Origin of the sequence: Paracoccus sp. N5, from assembly GCF_000371965.1 — a bacterium.
Lineage (GTDB): Bacteria > Pseudomonadota > Alphaproteobacteria > Rhodobacterales > Rhodobacteraceae > Paracoccus.
This window is the reverse complement of the sequence record NZ_AQUO01000001.1, coordinates 945829-960505: the sequence shown is the minus strand read 5'-3', so window position 1 is coordinate 960505 and position 14677 is coordinate 945829. Positions and strand designations below refer to the sequence as shown.

The window sequence follows — 14677 nt, the reverse complement described above, 5'->3', positions numbered from 1 at the left end:
AACCGCGAATATCGTTGTCATATGAACGGAAGACCTCTCGAAATCGACGAAACCGACAACCGGCTGCTGCGGCTGTTGCAGCAGGACGCCAGCCTGTCGCAGCGCGAACTGGCCGAGCGCATCGGCCTGTCGCAGAATGCCTGCTGGCGCCGGTTGCAGCGGCTGACCGAGGCCGGCGTCTTGCAGGGCAGCCGCGCCGTCATCGACGCCGGCCGGCTGGGGCTGGGGCTGACGGTCTTCATCATGGTCCGCACCCGCCATCACGACGACGCCTGGGCGCGGCGTTTTCGCGCCCGGATCGAGTCCCTGCCGCAGATCACCGAGTTCCACCGCATCGGCGGCGAGTGGGATTATATGGCCAAGGCGGTGGTCGGCGACATGGCGGGTTACGACCAGCTTTACAAGCGGCTGATCGCCGACATGGATCTGGAACGTGTCACCGGCGTTTTCTCGATGGAGACGATCTTTCACGGCCGCCCGCTGGCGCCGGGTTGATTTTCACGAAATGTTCTACATCTTGGGCTCATGCGCGCCGATCCGATCCTTTTGCCGACCGAGGCCGGGCTTTACTGCCCCGAGGGCGATTTCCACATCGACCCCTTGCGCCCGGTCGCGCGTGCGCTGATCACCCACGGCCATTCCGACCACGCCCGTGCCGGCCATGGCGCCGTGCTGGCGAGCCAGCAGACGCTGGACATCATGCGGCTGCGCATGGGGCCGGATTTCGCTGGCTCGACCCAGGTCGCGGCGGGCGAGATGCGGCTTGGCGGCGTCTCGGTCGGCTTTCACCCGGCCGGGCATGTGCTGGGATCGAGCCAGATCGCGGTGACCTCGGGCGATTGCCGCATCGTCGTCTCGGGCGACTACACCCGGCAGCCGAACCCGACCTGCGCGCCGTTCGAAGCCGTGCCCTGCGACATCTTCGTGACCGAGGCGACCTTCGGCCTGCCGGTGTTCCGCTTTCCCGAGCCCGCGACCCAGGTCGAGAAGCTCTTGGCCAGCATGGCCGAGTTTCCCGACCGCCCGCATCTGATCGGTGCCTATGCCCTGGGCAAGGCGCAGCATGTCATCGCGCTGCTGCGCGCGGCGGGCTATGACGCGCCCATCGCCATCCATGGCGCGCTGAAGACGCTGTGCGACTATTACGTCCAGCAGGGCGTCGATCTGGGCGAACTGGTCCCTGCCACGGCCGACGAGGTGCCGGCGCAGCTGGTCATCGCGCCGCCTTCGGCCTTCGCGAGCCTTTGGGTGCAGCGCTTTCGCGACCCGGTGCTGGGCTTCGCCTCGGGCTGGATGACGGTCCGGGCGCGGGCGCGGCAAAGGGGCGTCGAGCTGCCCCTGGTCATCAGCGACCATGTCGACTGGCCGATGCTGACCGGCACGCTGACCGAATTGGCCCCCTCCGAGGTCTGGGTCACGCATGGCACCGAGGACGGCGTGATCCGCTGGTGCGAGCTGGCGCAGATCCCGGCCCGGCCGCTGCGGCTGGTCGGCTATGAGGACGAGGCCGAGGAATGAAGGCTTTCGCCGCCCTGCTGGAACGCCTGGCCTTTACGCCGGCGCGCAATGCGAAGCTGCAGCATGTGCAGCATTACCTGGAACGCACGCCGGACCCGGATCGCGGCTGGGCCCTGGCGGCGCTGACTGGCGAGCTGGAATTGCGCCGGGTCACGCCCTCGCTGCTGCGGGGGCTGGCGGCCGAGCGCATCGACGGGCAGCTGCTGGCGCTGAGCTATGATTTCGTCGGCGACCTGGCCGAGACCATCGCCCTGGTCTGGCCCGAGGGCGCCGAGGACGACCCGCCGCTGTCGCAGGCGGTCGAACTGCTGCAGACCACCGGCAAGGCCGGGCTGCCCGGCGCGATCGCCGGGATGCTGGACCGGCTGGGACCGTCCGAGCGGCTGGCCTTCCTGAAGCTCGCCACCGGCAATCTGCGCGTCGGCCTGTCGGCGCGGATGGCGCGCATGGCGCTGGCCGGGATGGGCGCGCCCTCGGTCGCCGATCTGGAAGAGGTCTGGCACGGGCTGGCGCCGCCCTATGCGCCGCTTTTCGGCTGGATCGGCGGCGGCGCGCGGCCGGAAAGCGCGGCGCTGGCGCCGTTCCGGCCGGTGATGCTGTCGACGCCGACCGATCTGGACGAGCTTCGCGCGCTGGACCCGGCCGAGCATGTCGCGGAATGGAAATGGGACGGAATCCGCGTGCAGGCGGTCAGCGACGGCGGGGTCAAGCGGCTTTATTCCCGGACGGGAGAGGATATTTCCCATGCCTTTCCCGACGTGATCGACGCGATGGATTTCGACGGCAGCGCCGATGGCGAATTGCTGGTCCGCCGCGCGGGCGAGGTGGCGCCCTTTGGCGAGTTGCAGAAGCGGCTGAACCGCAAGGCGGTGGGGCGCGCGCTGCTGGCAAGCCACCCGGCCGGCCTGCGGCTTTACGACCTGCTGATCTGGCAGGGCCGCGACCTGCGCGCCGAGCCCCTGGCCCTGCGGCGCGCCGTGCTGGAGGCGGCGGATTTCGGGCCGGGCATCGACATCTCGCCGCTGCTGGATTTCGCGAGCTGGGAGGATCTGGCGGCCCTGCGCGCCGATCCTCCGGCCGCGGTGATCGAGGGGGTGATGATCAAGCGCCGCGATTCGGCCTATGTCGCCGGCCGGCCGCGCGGGCCCTGGTTCAAGTGGAAGCGCGACCCGATGGTGGTCGATGCGGTGCTGATCTATGCGCAGCGCGGCCATGGCAAGCGCTCGGGCTTTCATTCGGATTTCACCTTCGGCCTGTGGCAGGGCGACGAGCTGGTGCCGGTCGGCAAGGCCTATTTCGGCTTCACCGATGCCGAGCTGCGCGAACTGGACAAGTTCGTGCGCGCCAATACCACCGAACGCTTCGGCCCGGTGCGGGCCCTGGCGCCGAAGCTGGTGGTCGAGGTGGCTTTCGAGGGGCTGAACCGCTCGACCCGGCACCGCTCGGGGGTGGCGATGCGCTTTCCGCGCATCAGCCGCATCCGCTGGGACAAGCCCGCGGCCGAGGCGGACCGGCTGGAAACGCTCGAGGCGATGCTGTGATCCTGCCGGAGCTGTTCCACGACTGGTTCGCGCGGCAGGGCTGGCAGCCGCACCCGCATCAGCTGGCGCTGCTGGCGGCGCCGGGCGACAGCCTGCTGATCGCGCCCACCGGCGGCGGCAAGACGCTGGCGGGGTTCCTGCCCTCGCTGGTGGAGCTGGCGCCGGTGGCGGGGCCGGATGGGTATTTGGAAAACAGAGAAAGCCGGAAGGGGCTGCATACGCTTTATGTCTCGCCGCTGAAGGCGCTGACGGCGGACATTGCCCGCAACCTGGGGCGGCCGGTGGCCGAGCTGGGCCTGGGCATCCGCGTCGAGGACCGCACCGGCGACACCGGCCAGACGCAGCGGCGCCGGCAGCGCGTCGATCCGCCCGAGATCCTGCTGACCACGCCCGAGAGCCTGGCCCTGATGCTGAGCTATCCCCAGGCGCCGGCGATCTTTGGCGGGCTGCGCCGGGTGGTGCTGGACGAATTGCACGCCCTGGCCGAAAGCAAGCGCGGCGACCAGCTGATGCTGGGGCTGGCGCGGCTGCGGGCGCTGTCGCCGGGGCTGCGGGTGACCGGGCTGTCGGCGACGGTCGAGGATCCGCAGGCGCTGGCCGGCTTCATGACCGGCGCCGGGCCGGTCGAGATCGTCGAGGCCGATCCGGGACCGGACCCGGACATCGCCATGCTGCCGACCGCGCGCCCCGCGCCCTGGTCCGGCGGCGGCGGGCATTACGCCATTCCCGAGGTGCTGGCGGCGGTGAAATCGGCGCGCACCACGATCATCTTCATCAATACGCGGGCGCAGGCCGAGCTGTTCTTCCAGGCGCTCTGGGCCGCGAATGACGAGAACCTGCCCATCGGCCTGCATCACGGCAGCCTGGCGCGCGAGCAGCGCGCCCGCGTCGAGGCGGCGATGGCGGCGGGCGAATTGCGCGCCGTGGTCGCCACCGGCAGCCTGGACCTGGGCATCGACTGGGGCGCGGTCGATCTGGTGATCCAGGTCGGGGCGCCGAAGAACGTCAAGCGGCTGGTGCAGCGCATCGGCCGGGCGAACCACCGCTATAACGCGCCCTCGAAGGCGCGGATCGTGCCGGCGAACCGCTTCGAGCAGATCGAATGCGTGGCCGCGCTGGAGGCCGTGCGCGAACGCGACCTGGACGGCGAGCCGCGCGGGCCGGGGCCGCTGGACGTGCTTTGCCAGCATATGCTGCTGACCGCCTGCGCCGCGCCCTTCGATGCCGACGCGCTTTATGCCGAGGTGGTGACGGCGGGGCCCTATCGCGAGCTGGCGCGCGCCGATTTCGACGCCTGCCTGGATTTCGCGGCCACCGGCGGCTATGCGCTGCGCGCCTATGACCGCTGGCAGCGGCTGATGCTGCGCGGCGGGCTGTGGTGCCTGCGCGACCCGCGTGCGGCGAAGCTCTTGCGCATGAATGTCGGCACCATCGTCGAGGCCGAGATGCTGAAGGTGCGCCTGCGCGGCCGGGGCGGCGCCCCCCTGGGCGAGGTCGAGGAGGCTTTTGCCGCCGGCCTGACGCCGGGCGACAGCTTCCTGATCGGCGGCCGCGTGGTGCGCATGGACGCGCTGCGCGAGATGGTGGTCGAGGTCACGCCCGACCCCTCGCGACAGCCGAAGATCGCGGTCTATTCCGGGGTCAAGCTGGCCATGTCGACGCAGCTTGCGCATCGGGTGCTGGCGCTGATCGGTGATCCGGCCCGCCATGCCGCGCTGCCGCCAGATACCCGCGACTGGCTGGGTTTGCAGGCCGAGGTCAGCCGCCTGCCCGAGCCGGGGCTGCTGCTCTCGGAAAGCTTTCCCCATGCCGGGCTGTGGCATTTCGCGCTTTATGGCTTTGCCGGGCGCAATGCCCTGCAGACGCTGGGCCTGCTGCTGACGCGCGAGATGGAGCAGCAAGGGCTGGGCCCGCTGGGCTTCATCTCGACCGATTACGCGCTGCTGGTCTGGTCGCTGGACAAGGTCGCGGATCCGGCGCCGCTGCTTGACGCGGAACGGCTGCGCGCGGGCCTGGGCGACTGGCTGGGCGAGAACGCGGTGATGAAGCGCACCTTCCGCAATGTCGCGACCGTGGCCGGGCTGATCCAGCGCAATATGCCCGGGCTGCGCAAATCCGGGCGGCAGGCGACGTTTTCCAGCGACATCCTTTATGACACGCTGCGGAAATACGACCCCGACCACCTGATGCTGCGCGTTACCGCCCAGGAAGCCGGGCGCGGCTTGGTCGATTTCGGCCGCATCGAGGAAATGCTGGCGCGCTCGCCCCGGCGCGAGCACCGGCTGCTCGATCGCGTCTCGCCCCTGGCCGCGCCGCTGTTGTTGGAGATGGGCCGGGTGCCGATCCGCGGCGAGGGCCGCGAGCGGCTGGCCCGGATCGAGGCCGAGGCGCTGATGCGCGAGGCCGGGCTGGAAGGCATCGCATGACCGGATACCTGTTCGATTTCCATGGCCTGTCGCTGGAGGCGCGGGGCTCGGGTGCGCTGTGGTGGCCCGGCGGGCGCTGGCTGGTCGTCGCCGATCTGCACCTGGGAAAATCCGAGCGCCTGGCCCGGCGCGGCGGCCCCTTGCTGCCGCCCTATGAGGGGCTGGCCACGCTGGAGCGCCTGGCCGGCGAGATCGCGGCTCTGGCGCCCGAGGTCATTGTCAGCCTGGGCGACGGTTTCGACGACCTGGCAGCGGCGCAGGCGCTGGATCCGCTGGTCGCGGGCGCGCTGCTGGCGTTGGCGCGCGGGCGGGAGTGGGTCTGGCTGCATGGCAACCACGACCCGGCCGCGCCGCGGCATCTGCCTGGCCGCGCGGCGGCGGAGCTGCGGCTTGGCCCGGTGGCGCTGCGGCACGAGGCCGGGCCGGGGCCGGATATCTCCGGGCATTTCCACCCGGTCGTGCGCCTGGCCGGCGAGCGGCGGCGCGCCTTCCTGCTGGGGCCGCAGCACCTGCTGCTGCCGGCCTTCGGCGCCTATACCGGCGGCCTTGCGCATGACCATGCGGCCGTGCAGGCGCTGGTGCCGCGCGGGCTGGCCATCGCCTGCGGGCCGCGGGCCATCCCGCTGCCCATCGGCCAGCCGCGGCGGCGCTAACGAGAAAGGGCCGCCCGAAGGCGACCCTGTCCCGTCCGTGGAGCCGGATCAGATCGTGCGGATCAGAACTTGAAGTTCAGGCCCAGCTTGACGTTGTGGAATTTCGCCGTGGCGTTGGTCGAGGCGCCGAGGCCATCTTCCAGCTCTTCCTTGCCGAAGTTGGCGAATTCATATTCGCCGGTCACCGACATGCGGTCGTTCAGCTTTTTCTCGGCGCCCAGGCCGACGATGTAGCCGGTCTTGGAATAGCTGTCGTTCAGGTCGATGGCGCCTGCGCCACCCGTGCCCTCGACCGAATAGTCGACCTTGGCGCGCGCCACACCGGCGATGCCATAGACCAGCATGCCGGGGCTGACTTCGTAGCCGGTCTTCATGCGCAGGGCGAGCACGTTCTTGACCTTCGCTTCGGCGTCGTAGCCGTTGGTCGAGAAGCTGTCCTCGATGCTGCCGCCTTCATAGCCCAGCTCGGGGCCGAACACCCAGCGATCCCGCTGCCAGCGATAGCCGACATGCACGCCGCCGTTGACGCCGTTCATCTTCAGCTCGTCCGGGGTGCCGCCGAGGCCGCCCGGCGAGTTGATGCCGACAGCGTCTTCGCCGCCAAAGGCATAGCCCAGGGTCAGACCGGCATAGCCGCCGGCCCAGTCGCCGACCGGAGCGGTCTCGACAATCGGTGTCACGACCTCGGGTTCGACCACCGGGGGGGTGTAGCCGCCGGCATTGGCGGCGAAGGCGCCCAGAACGGCGAGGGGGGCGGTCAGGTATGCTGCGCGCATATTCATCTCTCCTAATGTGACAAGGCCCGGCACAGGAGCAAGTCTCGCGGGCGTCGGATTTGAACCAGAACTAGTCTCGCTAACGCCGCGCTGCAAGCCGCGGGGCACTGATTGGGCACTGTCTCGCACGATGCGCGGCATGATAGCAACAATCAATCTCCGGTTGCGTTAACCTTTGGCGGTCCTGTCCCCTGCAACTGCCGGAATTTGGTCAGATGTCCAGATTCTCGACGTTCAGGGCGTTCTGCTGGATGAAGTCGCGACGCGGCTCGACGACATCGCCCATCAGCTTGGTGAAGATGTCGTCGGCCTCGGACAGATCCTCGATTCGGACCTGCAGCATGGTGCGCGCCGCCGGGTCCAGCGTGGTTTCCCATAGCTGCTCCGGGTTCATCTCGCCCAGGCCCTTGTAGCGTTGCAGCGACAGGCCCTTTTCGCCCTCCAGGAAGATGGCCTGCAACAGGCTCAGCGGGCCATGGATCGGGATGTCGCGGTCCTTGCGGATCAGATGCGCGGTCTGGCCATAGATATCCTGCAACCCTTCCGTCATCGCGCCCAGCCGCCGGCTTTCGCCGCTGCGCAGCATCGACCCGTCCAGCGTGCGGCTTTCCTCGACCCCGCGCAAGAGGCGCGTCAGGCGGATGCCGGCATCCTGGGTCGGGCGGCCGGTCCAGCCGCGCTCATATTCCTCGGCGATCATGTCCAGCCGCGCGGCGACGGCCGCGGCCACGCCCTGCGCATCGGCATCGACGCGGCCCTGCACCAGCGCGCCGGCGATGGCGGCCTGTTCGGTGATATGCGCCGGGTAATGCGTCGGATAGGCGCGCAGGATGCGGCGCGCGATCCGGGCCTCGTCCACCACGCGGGCCAGGTCGGCCCCGGCGATGCTGTCGCCATTGCCCAGCCGCAGCGTGGCGCCGTCGATGCCCTGCTCGATCAGGTAATCCTCCAGCGCCGCCTCGTCCTTGAGATAGACCTCGGAGCGGCCGCGCGCGACCTTGTAGAGCGGCGGTTGCGCGATATAGAGATGCCCGGCCTCGATCAGCTCCGGCATCTGCCGGAAGAAGAAGGTCAGAAGCAGCGTGCGGATATGCGCGCCGTCGACGTCGGCATCGGTCATGATGACGATCTTGTGATAGCGCAGCTTGTCCAGGTTGAACTCATCACGGCCGATGCCGGTCCCCAGCGCGGTGATCAGTGTGCCGACCTGGTCGCTGCTGAGCATGCGGTCGAAGCGCGCGCGTTCCACGTTCAGGATCTTGCCGCGCAAGGGCAGCACGGCCTGGTTCTGGCGCGAGCGTCCCTGCTTCGCGGAGCCGCCGGCCGAGTCGCCCTCGACGATGAACAGTTCCGACAGCGCCGGGTCCTTCTCCTGGCAATCGGCCAGCTTGCCGGGCAGGCTGGCCACGTCCATGGCGGTCTTGCGCCGCGTCAGCTCGCGCGCCTTGCGCGCCGCCTCGCGGGCCAGGGCGGCCTCGATGATCTTGCCGACGATGCCCTTCGCCTCGGCGGGGTTCTCCTCGAACCACTCGGCCAGCTTCTCGTTCACCAGCCCCTCGACGGCCGGGCGCACCTCCGAGGAGACCAGCTTGTCCTTGGTCTGGCTCGAGAATTTCGGATCCGGCACCTTCACCGACAGCACGCAGGTCAGCCCCTCGCGCGCATCGTCGCCGGTAAAATCGACCTTTTCCTTCTTCGCGATGCCGCTGGTCTGGGCGTAATTGTTGATGACCCGGGTCAGCGCGCCGCGGAAGCCGGCCAGATGCGTGCCGCCGTCGCGCTGCGGAATGTTGTTGGTAAAGGGCAGCACCGTTTCGTGATAGCTGTCGTTCCACCACATCGCCACCTCGACGCCGATGCCGTTCTTCTCGCCTTGGATGAAGATCGGCTCGGCCATGACCGGGGTCTTCGAGCGGTCGATGAACTTCACGAACTCGCGCACGCCGCCTTCGTAGAACAGCTCGGTGCGCAGGGGCTCGGCCGGCCGCTCATCCTCCAGGATGATGCGCACGCCCGAATTCAGGAAGGCCAGCTCCCGCAGCCGGTTTTCCAGCGTCTTGAAGACAAAGTCGCGATTCGAGAACGTGCCATCCGCCCGGTCCTCCTTGGACGAGGCCAGGAATCGCACCTCGGTGCCCTTTTCGCCCGGCTCGGCATCGCCCACCACGCGCAGGTGCTCGACCGTGTCGCCATTCTCGAAGCGGGCGTAATGTTCCTTGCCATTGCGCCAGATGCGCAGCTCCAGCCAGTCCGACAGCGCGTTGACCACCGAGACGCCGACGCCGTGCAACCCGCCCGAAACCTTGTAGCTGTTCTGGTCGAATTTCCCGCCCGCGTGCAGCTGGGTCATGATGACTTCGGCCGCCGAAACCCCCTCGGTCGGATGCAGGTCGACCGGGATGCCGCGGCCGTTGTCGCGCACGGAAACGCTGCTGTCGGCGTGGATCTTGACGCGGACGAAATCGGCATGACCGGCCAGCGCCTCGTCGATGCCGTTGTCCACGACCTCATAGACCATGTGATGCAGGCCCGAGCCGTCGTCGGTGTCGCCGATATACATGCCGGGACGCTTGCGCACGGCTTCCAGGCCCTTGAGAACCTTGATGGAATCTGCGCCATATTCCGAGGGCTGCGGGGCGGGTTCGCTCATCGTCTTCTTATCCTGCCTTGGGCTCGCATCTTATAGGGGCAAAGCCGGGGAATGTCACGGGAAAGCCACAAGATTTAGCGGTTCGCGCGCCGGGATCGCCGCGTCACGCCAGGCCCGTCCGGGAACCGCTCCAAACCCCGGCTTCTTTGCTCCCCAAATACCCATGCCAAGCGCGAGCCCGGGCGATCCCGGCGCGCTTTCACCGTTTTCCAAATACCCCCGCCAAGGATTCAAGCCAGCCCGTCCTGGTCCAGCAGGGTGCTGCCGTCGCGGCTCTCGATCTCGATCACCCACAGGTCGGGGTCGCGGCCGGCATTGCGGGCGATCTCGGCGTCGATGTCGCGCTCGGGCGCCTCGTTCAGCCGGATCCAGACCCGCCGGTCGGTCTCCAGATCCCATTCCCGGACCCAGAGGCTGGCCCGCCCGTCCAACGTCGCGCATTTCACCATGACGCTGCCGGCGGTGTCGTCGCCGTGGCGGGTGACATAGGCCGGGATGTCGGCCAGCCCCAGCCGGCGCAGATAGGCCGCGACCCAGATCCCGGCCGCGAGCCTCGCCTCAGGCATCGGCGGCCTCAGGCATCGCCGTCGCGGAAGTCGAGGCCCATCTCGTTGTAGCGCTCGGCCTCGTCCAGCCAGTTCTCGCGCACCTTGACCTGCAGGAACAGGTGGACGGGGCGGCCCATGAACTCGGCCAGCTCGGCCCGCGCCGCCTGGCCCACGGCCTTGATGGTCTCGCCGCCCTTGCCCAGGACGATGCCCTTGTGGCCGGGGCGGGCGACATAGACGATCTGGTCGACGCGGGCCGAGCCGTCCTTCTTCTCCTCCCAGCGCTCGGTCTCGACCGTCAACTGATAGGGGATTTCCTCGTGCAGGCGCAGGGTCAGCTTCTCGCGGGTGATCTCGGCGGCGATCATGCGCATCGGCAGGTCGGCGACCTGGTCCTCGGGGTAAAGCCAGGGCCCGGCGGGCACTTCGGCCGCCAGCCAATCCATCAGGTCGTTGCAGCCATAGCCCTTTTCGGCCGAGATCATGAAGGTCCGGGCGAAGGGGAAGGTCTCGTTGACCTGTTGCGACAGGGCCAGCAGCACCTCGGCCTTGACCCGGTCGATCTTGTTGATGACCAGCGCGACCGGAGTCTTGCCGGCATGTTCGCGCAAGCTCGCGATGATCGCCTGCGCGCCCTCGGTCAGCCCGCGATGCGCCTCGATCAAGAGCAGGATCACGTCGGCATCGGCAGCGCCGCCCCAGGCGGCCTTGACCATGCTGCGGTCCAGCCGGCGGCGCGGGCGAAAGATGCCGGGCGTATCGACGAAGACCACCTGCGCCGGCCCGTGCATGGCGATGCCGCGGATGCGGGCGCGGGTGGTCTGCACCTTATGCGTCACGATCGAGACCTTGGCCCCGACCATCTGGTTCAGCAGGGTGGATTTCCCGGCATTCGGCTCGCCGATCAGGGCGACGAAGCCCGCGCGCGTTTCGGTCATGTCTTCCCTTCGATCTGCGACAGCAGCACGGCCGCGGCCGCCTGTTCGATGCTGCGTTTGGTGCCCTTGCCGGTGGCCTGGGCCTCGCGGCCGTCGTCCAGCCGGACGGTGATTTCGAATTCCGGCGCGTGGTCCGGCCCCGAGCGCGCGGTCTGGACATAGCGCGGCGGGCTCATGCCCTGGGCCTGGGCCCATTCCTGCAGCGCGGTCTTGGGGTCGCGGGCGTCGTCCTCGACCCGCGCCAGCCGGTCGGCCCAAAGCCGCAGGATCACCGCGCGCGCCGCCTCGAGCCCGGCGTCGAGATAGATCGCGGCCAGAACCGCCTCCATCGCATCGGCCAGCAGCGCCTCTTTCCGGCGCCCGCCCGACATCATCTCCGAGCGGCCCAGTTTCAGCACCTCGCCCAGGCCGATCTCGCGCGCGACCTCGGCGCAGGTCTCGCCCTTGACCAGCGCGTTGTAGCGCGGCGCCAGCTGGCCCTCGGTCGCGGCGCGGTCGGCGGCGAACAGCGCCTCGGCCACGGTCAGGCCCAGCACGCGGTCGCCCAGGAACTCCAGCCGCTGGTTGTCGGGCCGCGTTGCCGTCGAGATCGAGCCATGCGTCAGCGCGCGGACCAGCAATTCGGGGCGCGAGAATTCATGCCCCAGACGGTCCGAGAAAGCGCGCAGGTCGGCGGAAATCTTCATGTCTCATCCTGCCACGGCGGGGGCCGCCGCGGCAATGTCCCTTAGTCCACGGCCTTGAAGAAGCGGTCGGCGCGCCAGGTCCAGAAATACAAGAGCGACTTGCCGGCGGACGAGAACATGATGCGGTCGGCCCGCCCGATCAGCGCATCCGCCGGCACCATGCCGACGCCGCCCGCCGCGGCCGGCCAGCGCGAGTCGCCCGAATTGTCGCGGTTGTCGCCCATGAAGAAGTAATGCCCCTCGGGCACGGTGAATTCCGGCGTGTTGTCGCCCGGACCGTTGTCGGTCAGGTTCAGCACGTCGTGGCTGACGCCGCCCGGCAGGGTCTCGGTGAACCGCTGGGCGGTGCATTGGCCGTTTTCCGCCTCGCGGATCTGGCCGGGGCAGGGCAGGCTGCCGGCGGGGCCCTGCGGCTCCTGCGCCTCGACGAACTCGCCCGCCGGGACCTGCGGCGCGGCTTCGCCGTTGATCCACAGCACGCCCCCTTTCATCTGGATGCGGTCGCCGGGCAGGCCGATCAGCCGCTTGATGAAATCGTCGCCGCGCGGGTGGCGGAACACCACCACGTCGCCGCGCTCGGGCTCCGAGCCCAGGATCCGGCCCGAGATCGGGCAGATGCCGAAGGGGCAGGAGACGGCGGAATAGCCGTAAGCCATCTTGTTCACGAACAGGAAATCGCCGATCAGCAGCGTGTCCTTCATGCTGCCCGAAGGGATCCAGAAGGGCTGGAAGAACAGCGTGCGGAAGACGCCCGCGATCAGCAGCGCCCAGAAGATGGTCTTGACGGTTTCCCAGATGCCCCCATCCTTGCGGGCGTCGCTTTTGGCCATGGCCGTTCCTTCCTGCGAAAGTCGCGCGTTCATGGGCCGCGCGGGGCGGCAAAGTCAACCCGCGGCGGATGCGGGCCGGCGCCCTCGGGCAGTGCCTCGATCAGCACGAAGGCCTGTGCCCAGGGGTGGTCGTCGGTCAGGGTGACATGGACATGCGCCCGGTGGCCGGGCGGCGTCATCGCGGCCAGCCGTTCCGCGGCCCAGCCGGTCAGCCGCATCCTGGGCTGGCCGGTGGCCAGATTGCTGACCGCCATGTCGCGCCAGGCGATGCCCATGGCCAGCCCGGTGCCGAGCGCCTTGGAGCAGGCCTCCTTGGCGGCCCAGCGTTTCGCCAGGGTCGCGGCTTCCTGCTTGCGGCGCGCGGCGAGCGCCAGCTCGGTTTCGGTAAAGACCCGGTTGCGGAAGCGGTCGCCGTGGCGCGCGAGCACGCGCTCGATGCGCTCGATATTGGCGAGGTCGCTGCCGATGCCCAGGATCATCGCGATGCGGGCCCGTTGCCGGGGTATTTGCAGAGCAAAGAAGTCACGGGCGCACCGCGTCCATGCGGCGGCGCATTTCGGTGATGGCGGCGCCCAGGCCCATGAAGACCGATTCCGCGATCAGGAAATGGCCGATGTTGAGTTCGCGGATTTCCGGGATCGCGGCGATGGGGCCGACCGTGTCGAAGGTCAGGCCGTGGCCGGCATGGACCTCGAGCCCCAGCAGATGGGCCTGGGCCGCGGCCTGGCGCAGCGCGGCGAGTTCGGCGTCGCGTTCGGGCAACCGGCCCTCGGTGTCGAGGTCGCAATAGGCGCCGGTGTGCAGTTCGACCACCGCGGCACCGATGCGGGCCGCGGCATCGATCTGCGCCTGCTCATGGCCGATGAACAGCGAGACGCGGCAGCCGGCCTCGCGCAAGGGCGCGATGAAATCCCGAAGGAAAGCCTCGTTGCCGGCCACGTCGAGGCCGCCTTCGGTGGTGCGTTCCTCGCGCTTTTCCGGGACCAGGCAGACGGCATGCGGACGATGGCGCAGGGCGATCTGCTGCATCTCGGCGGTGGCGGCCATCTCCAGGTTCAGCGGCAGCCTGAGCCCGATCAGCCGCTCGATGTCGGCATCGGTGATGTGGCGGCGATCCTCGCGCAGATGGGCGGTGATGCCGTCGGCGCCGGCCTGCTCGGCCAGTTCGGCGGCGCGCAGCGGGTCGGGCCATGGCGTGCCCCGGGCGTTGCGGATGGTCGCGACGTGGTCGATGTTGACGCCGAGGCGCAGCATGATGGTCCCCCCTGGTGGAATTGCTTGCAGGTTTAGGGATTTGCCGGCGCAAGTCCAGATGCGGCGACCCACCATTCGGGATGGGTCCGGGCGATGGCGATGCGGGCGGCCTCGGCCTCGGCCCGGCTGGCGAAGAGGCCGAAGCAGGTCGCGCCCGAGCCGGACATGCGCGAAAGCTGTGCGCCCCGGGCGCGGATCTCGGCCAGGCAGTCGGCGATCTGCGGCATGAGCCGGATCGCCGGCGCCTCGAGGTCGTTGCGGCCTTCCTGCAGGAAATCGATCAGCGTCGCGGCGTCCGGGAAGGCGGGCAGCGGCTCGGGCATCGGCGGGTTGTCGCGGCTTTCCAGCGCCTTGAACACCTGCGGCGTCGAGAGGCCCCGGCCCGGATTCACCAGCAGCACATGCAGCTCGGGCAGCCCGGGCAGCGGGTCGAGGATCTCGCCCAGGCCCCGCATCCGCGTGGGCCGGCCGGCAAGGCAGACGGGCACATCGGCGCCCAGGGTTTCGGCCCTCTCGGGCCGGGCGTCGAGCGCGCGCAGCACCGCCGCCGCATCGGCCGAGCCGCCGCCGATGCCCGAGGCGACCGGCAGGTTCTTTTCCAGCGTGATGCGCGCCGCGCGCCCCGCCAGCCGGGCGGCGCGCAGGCAGAGGTTGTCGGGCTCGGCCGCCAGCCCCGCGGCGAAGGGCCCGGTCAGTTCCAGCGACAGCGGGCCGGGCGTGACCGTCACCACGTCGCCGACATCCAGGAAGACCACCAGCGAATCCAGCAGGTGATAGCCGTCGGCGCGCTGGCCGGTGACATGCAGCGTCAGGTTCAGCTTGGCGGGCGCCAGCTCGCGCCGGGGCGGGGGCATCAC

General features: G+C 69.3%; 14 protein-coding genes. 5 read left to right on the top strand and 9 right to left on the bottom strand.

Annotation, left to right across the window (positions count from 1 at the left end; genetic code table 11):
* Nucleotides 1-21 precede the first annotated feature (21 nt).
* Genes PARN5_RS0104820 through pdeM form a run of 5 tightly spaced genes read left to right on the top strand, consistent with a single transcriptional unit; the run spans nucleotide 22 to nucleotide 6138 of the window.
* Complete coding sequence (locus PARN5_RS0104820) at nucleotides 22-495, top strand: Lrp/AsnC family transcriptional regulator (RefSeq protein ID WP_017998643.1); 474 nt, start codon at nucleotides 22-24, stop codon at nucleotides 493-495.
* Nucleotides 496-525: 30 nt separating this feature from the next.
* Nucleotides 526-1518, top strand: a complete 993-nt coding sequence (locus tag PARN5_RS0104815) for a ligase-associated DNA damage response exonuclease (RefSeq protein ID WP_017998642.1) — start codon at nucleotides 526-528, stop codon at nucleotides 1516-1518.
* The gene (locus PARN5_RS0104810; RefSeq protein WP_017998641.1) at nucleotides 1515-3059 is read left to right on the top strand and encodes a cisplatin damage response ATP-dependent DNA ligase; all 1545 of its coding nucleotides are present in this window, start codon (nucleotides 1515-1517) and stop codon (nucleotides 3057-3059) included. Before PARN5_RS0104815 ends, PARN5_RS0104810 begins: the two co-directional genes overlap by 4 nt.
* Nucleotides 3056-5485, top strand: coding sequence for a ligase-associated DNA damage response DEXH box helicase (locus tag PARN5_RS0104805; protein ID WP_017998640.1), 2430 nt, complete (start codon nucleotides 3056-3058; stop codon nucleotides 5483-5485). The genes PARN5_RS0104810 and PARN5_RS0104805 overlap by 4 nt, the downstream gene beginning before the upstream one ends.
* Nucleotides 5482-6138 carry a ligase-associated DNA damage response endonuclease PdeM gene (gene pdeM / locus PARN5_RS0104800; protein WP_017998639.1) on the top strand — a complete coding sequence of 219 codons (657 nt, stop codon included), beginning with the start codon at nucleotides 5482-5484 and terminating at the stop codon, nucleotides 6136-6138. Before PARN5_RS0104805 ends, pdeM begins: the two co-directional genes overlap by 4 nt.
* A 62-nt stretch (nucleotides 6139-6200) precedes the next feature.
* On the opposite strand, the gene PARN5_RS0104795 is transcribed toward pdeM, so the two are convergent.
* The 9 genes from PARN5_RS0104795 to PARN5_RS0104755 form a co-directional block, all read right to left on the bottom strand.
* The gene (locus PARN5_RS0104795; protein WP_157403930.1) at nucleotides 6201-6914 is read right to left on the bottom strand and encodes an outer membrane beta-barrel protein; all 714 of its coding nucleotides are present in this window, start codon (nucleotides 6912-6914) and stop codon (nucleotides 6201-6203) included.
* Nucleotides 6915-7125: 211 nt separating this feature from the next.
* Entirely contained in the window at nucleotides 7126-9564 is a 2439-nt protein-coding gene (gene gyrB, locus PARN5_RS0104790; RefSeq protein ID WP_017998637.1) for a DNA topoisomerase (ATP-hydrolyzing) subunit B, read from the bottom strand.
* 230 nt (nucleotides 9565-9794) lie between these two features.
* Nucleotides 9795-10130: a DUF1491 family protein gene (locus tag PARN5_RS0104785; protein ID WP_017998636.1), complete on the bottom strand. Its 336-nt coding sequence runs from the start codon at nucleotides 10128-10130 to the stop codon at nucleotides 9795-9797.
* Nucleotides 10131-10138: 8 nt separating this feature from the next.
* Nucleotides 10139-11050 carry a GTPase Era gene (era, locus tag PARN5_RS0104780; RefSeq protein WP_017998635.1) on the bottom strand — a complete coding sequence of 304 codons (912 nt, stop codon included), beginning with the start codon at nucleotides 11048-11050 and terminating at the stop codon, nucleotides 10139-10141.
* The gene (gene rnc / locus PARN5_RS0104775) at nucleotides 11047-11736 is read right to left on the bottom strand and encodes a ribonuclease III (protein ID WP_017998634.1); all 690 of its coding nucleotides are present in this window, start codon (nucleotides 11734-11736) and stop codon (nucleotides 11047-11049) included. The genes era and rnc overlap by 4 nt, the downstream gene beginning before the upstream one ends.
* A 41-nt stretch (nucleotides 11737-11777) precedes the next feature.
* Nucleotides 11778-12566, bottom strand: coding sequence for a signal peptidase I (gene lepB / locus PARN5_RS0104770; RefSeq protein ID WP_017998633.1), 789 nt, complete (start codon nucleotides 12564-12566; stop codon nucleotides 11778-11780).
* A 29-nt stretch (nucleotides 12567-12595) separates the two neighbouring features.
* The gene (gene acpS / locus PARN5_RS0104765; protein ID WP_017998632.1) at nucleotides 12596-13045 is read right to left on the bottom strand and encodes a holo-ACP synthase; all 450 of its coding nucleotides are present in this window, start codon (nucleotides 13043-13045) and stop codon (nucleotides 12596-12598) included.
* 43 nt (nucleotides 13046-13088) lie between these two features.
* Nucleotides 13089-13820, bottom strand: coding sequence for a pyridoxine 5'-phosphate synthase (locus PARN5_RS0104760; RefSeq protein ID WP_017998631.1), 732 nt, complete (start codon nucleotides 13818-13820; stop codon nucleotides 13089-13091).
* 32 nt (nucleotides 13821-13852) lie between these two features.
* Nucleotides 13853-14674: a 4-(cytidine 5'-diphospho)-2-C-methyl-D-erythritol kinase gene (locus PARN5_RS0104755; protein ID WP_017998630.1), complete on the bottom strand. Its 822-nt coding sequence runs from the start codon at nucleotides 14672-14674 to the stop codon at nucleotides 13853-13855.
* Between the last annotated feature and the right edge of the window lie 3 nt (nucleotides 14675-14677).

Coding starts and splice junctions, on each gene's coding strand:
- PARN5_RS0104760 (WP_017998631.1), bottom strand. CDS start 13,820: ATGCTGCGCCTCGGCGTCAACATCGACCACGTCGCGACCATCCGCAAC.
- pdeM (WP_017998639.1), top strand. CDS start 5,482: ATGACCGGATACCTGTTCGATTTCCATGGCCTGTCGCTGGAGGCGCGG.
- lepB (WP_017998633.1), bottom strand. CDS start 12,566: ATGGCCAAAAGCGACGCCCGCAAGGATGGGGGCATCTGGGAAACCGTC.
- acpS (WP_017998632.1), bottom strand. CDS start 13,045: ATGATCCTGGGCATCGGCAGCGACCTCGCCAATATCGAGCGCATCGAG.
- gyrB (WP_017998637.1), bottom strand. CDS start 9,564: ATGAGCGAACCCGCCCCGCAGCCCTCGGAATATGGCGCAGATTCCATC.
- PARN5_RS0104755 (WP_017998630.1), bottom strand. CDS start 14,674: ATGCCCCCGCCCCGGCGCGAGCTGGCGCCCGCCAAGCTGAACCTGACG.
- PARN5_RS0104795 (WP_157403930.1), bottom strand. CDS start 6,914: ATGCGCGCAGCATACCTGACCGCCCCCCTCGCCGTTCTGGGCGCCTTC.
- PARN5_RS0104785 (WP_017998636.1), bottom strand. CDS start 10,130: ATGCCTGAGGCGAGGCTCGCGGCCGGGATCTGGGTCGCGGCCTATCTG.
- PARN5_RS0104815 (WP_017998642.1), top strand. CDS start 526: ATGCGCGCCGATCCGATCCTTTTGCCGACCGAGGCCGGGCTTTACTGC.
- PARN5_RS0104810 (WP_017998641.1), top strand. CDS start 1,515: ATGAAGGCTTTCGCCGCCCTGCTGGAACGCCTGGCCTTTACGCCGGCG.
- PARN5_RS0104820 (WP_017998643.1), top strand. CDS start 22: ATGAACGGAAGACCTCTCGAAATCGACGAAACCGACAACCGGCTGCTG.
- rnc (WP_017998634.1), bottom strand. CDS start 11,736: ATGAAGATTTCCGCCGACCTGCGCGCTTTCTCGGACCGTCTGGGGCAT.
- era (WP_017998635.1), bottom strand. CDS start 11,050: ATGACCGAAACGCGCGCGGGCTTCGTCGCCCTGATCGGCGAGCCGAAT.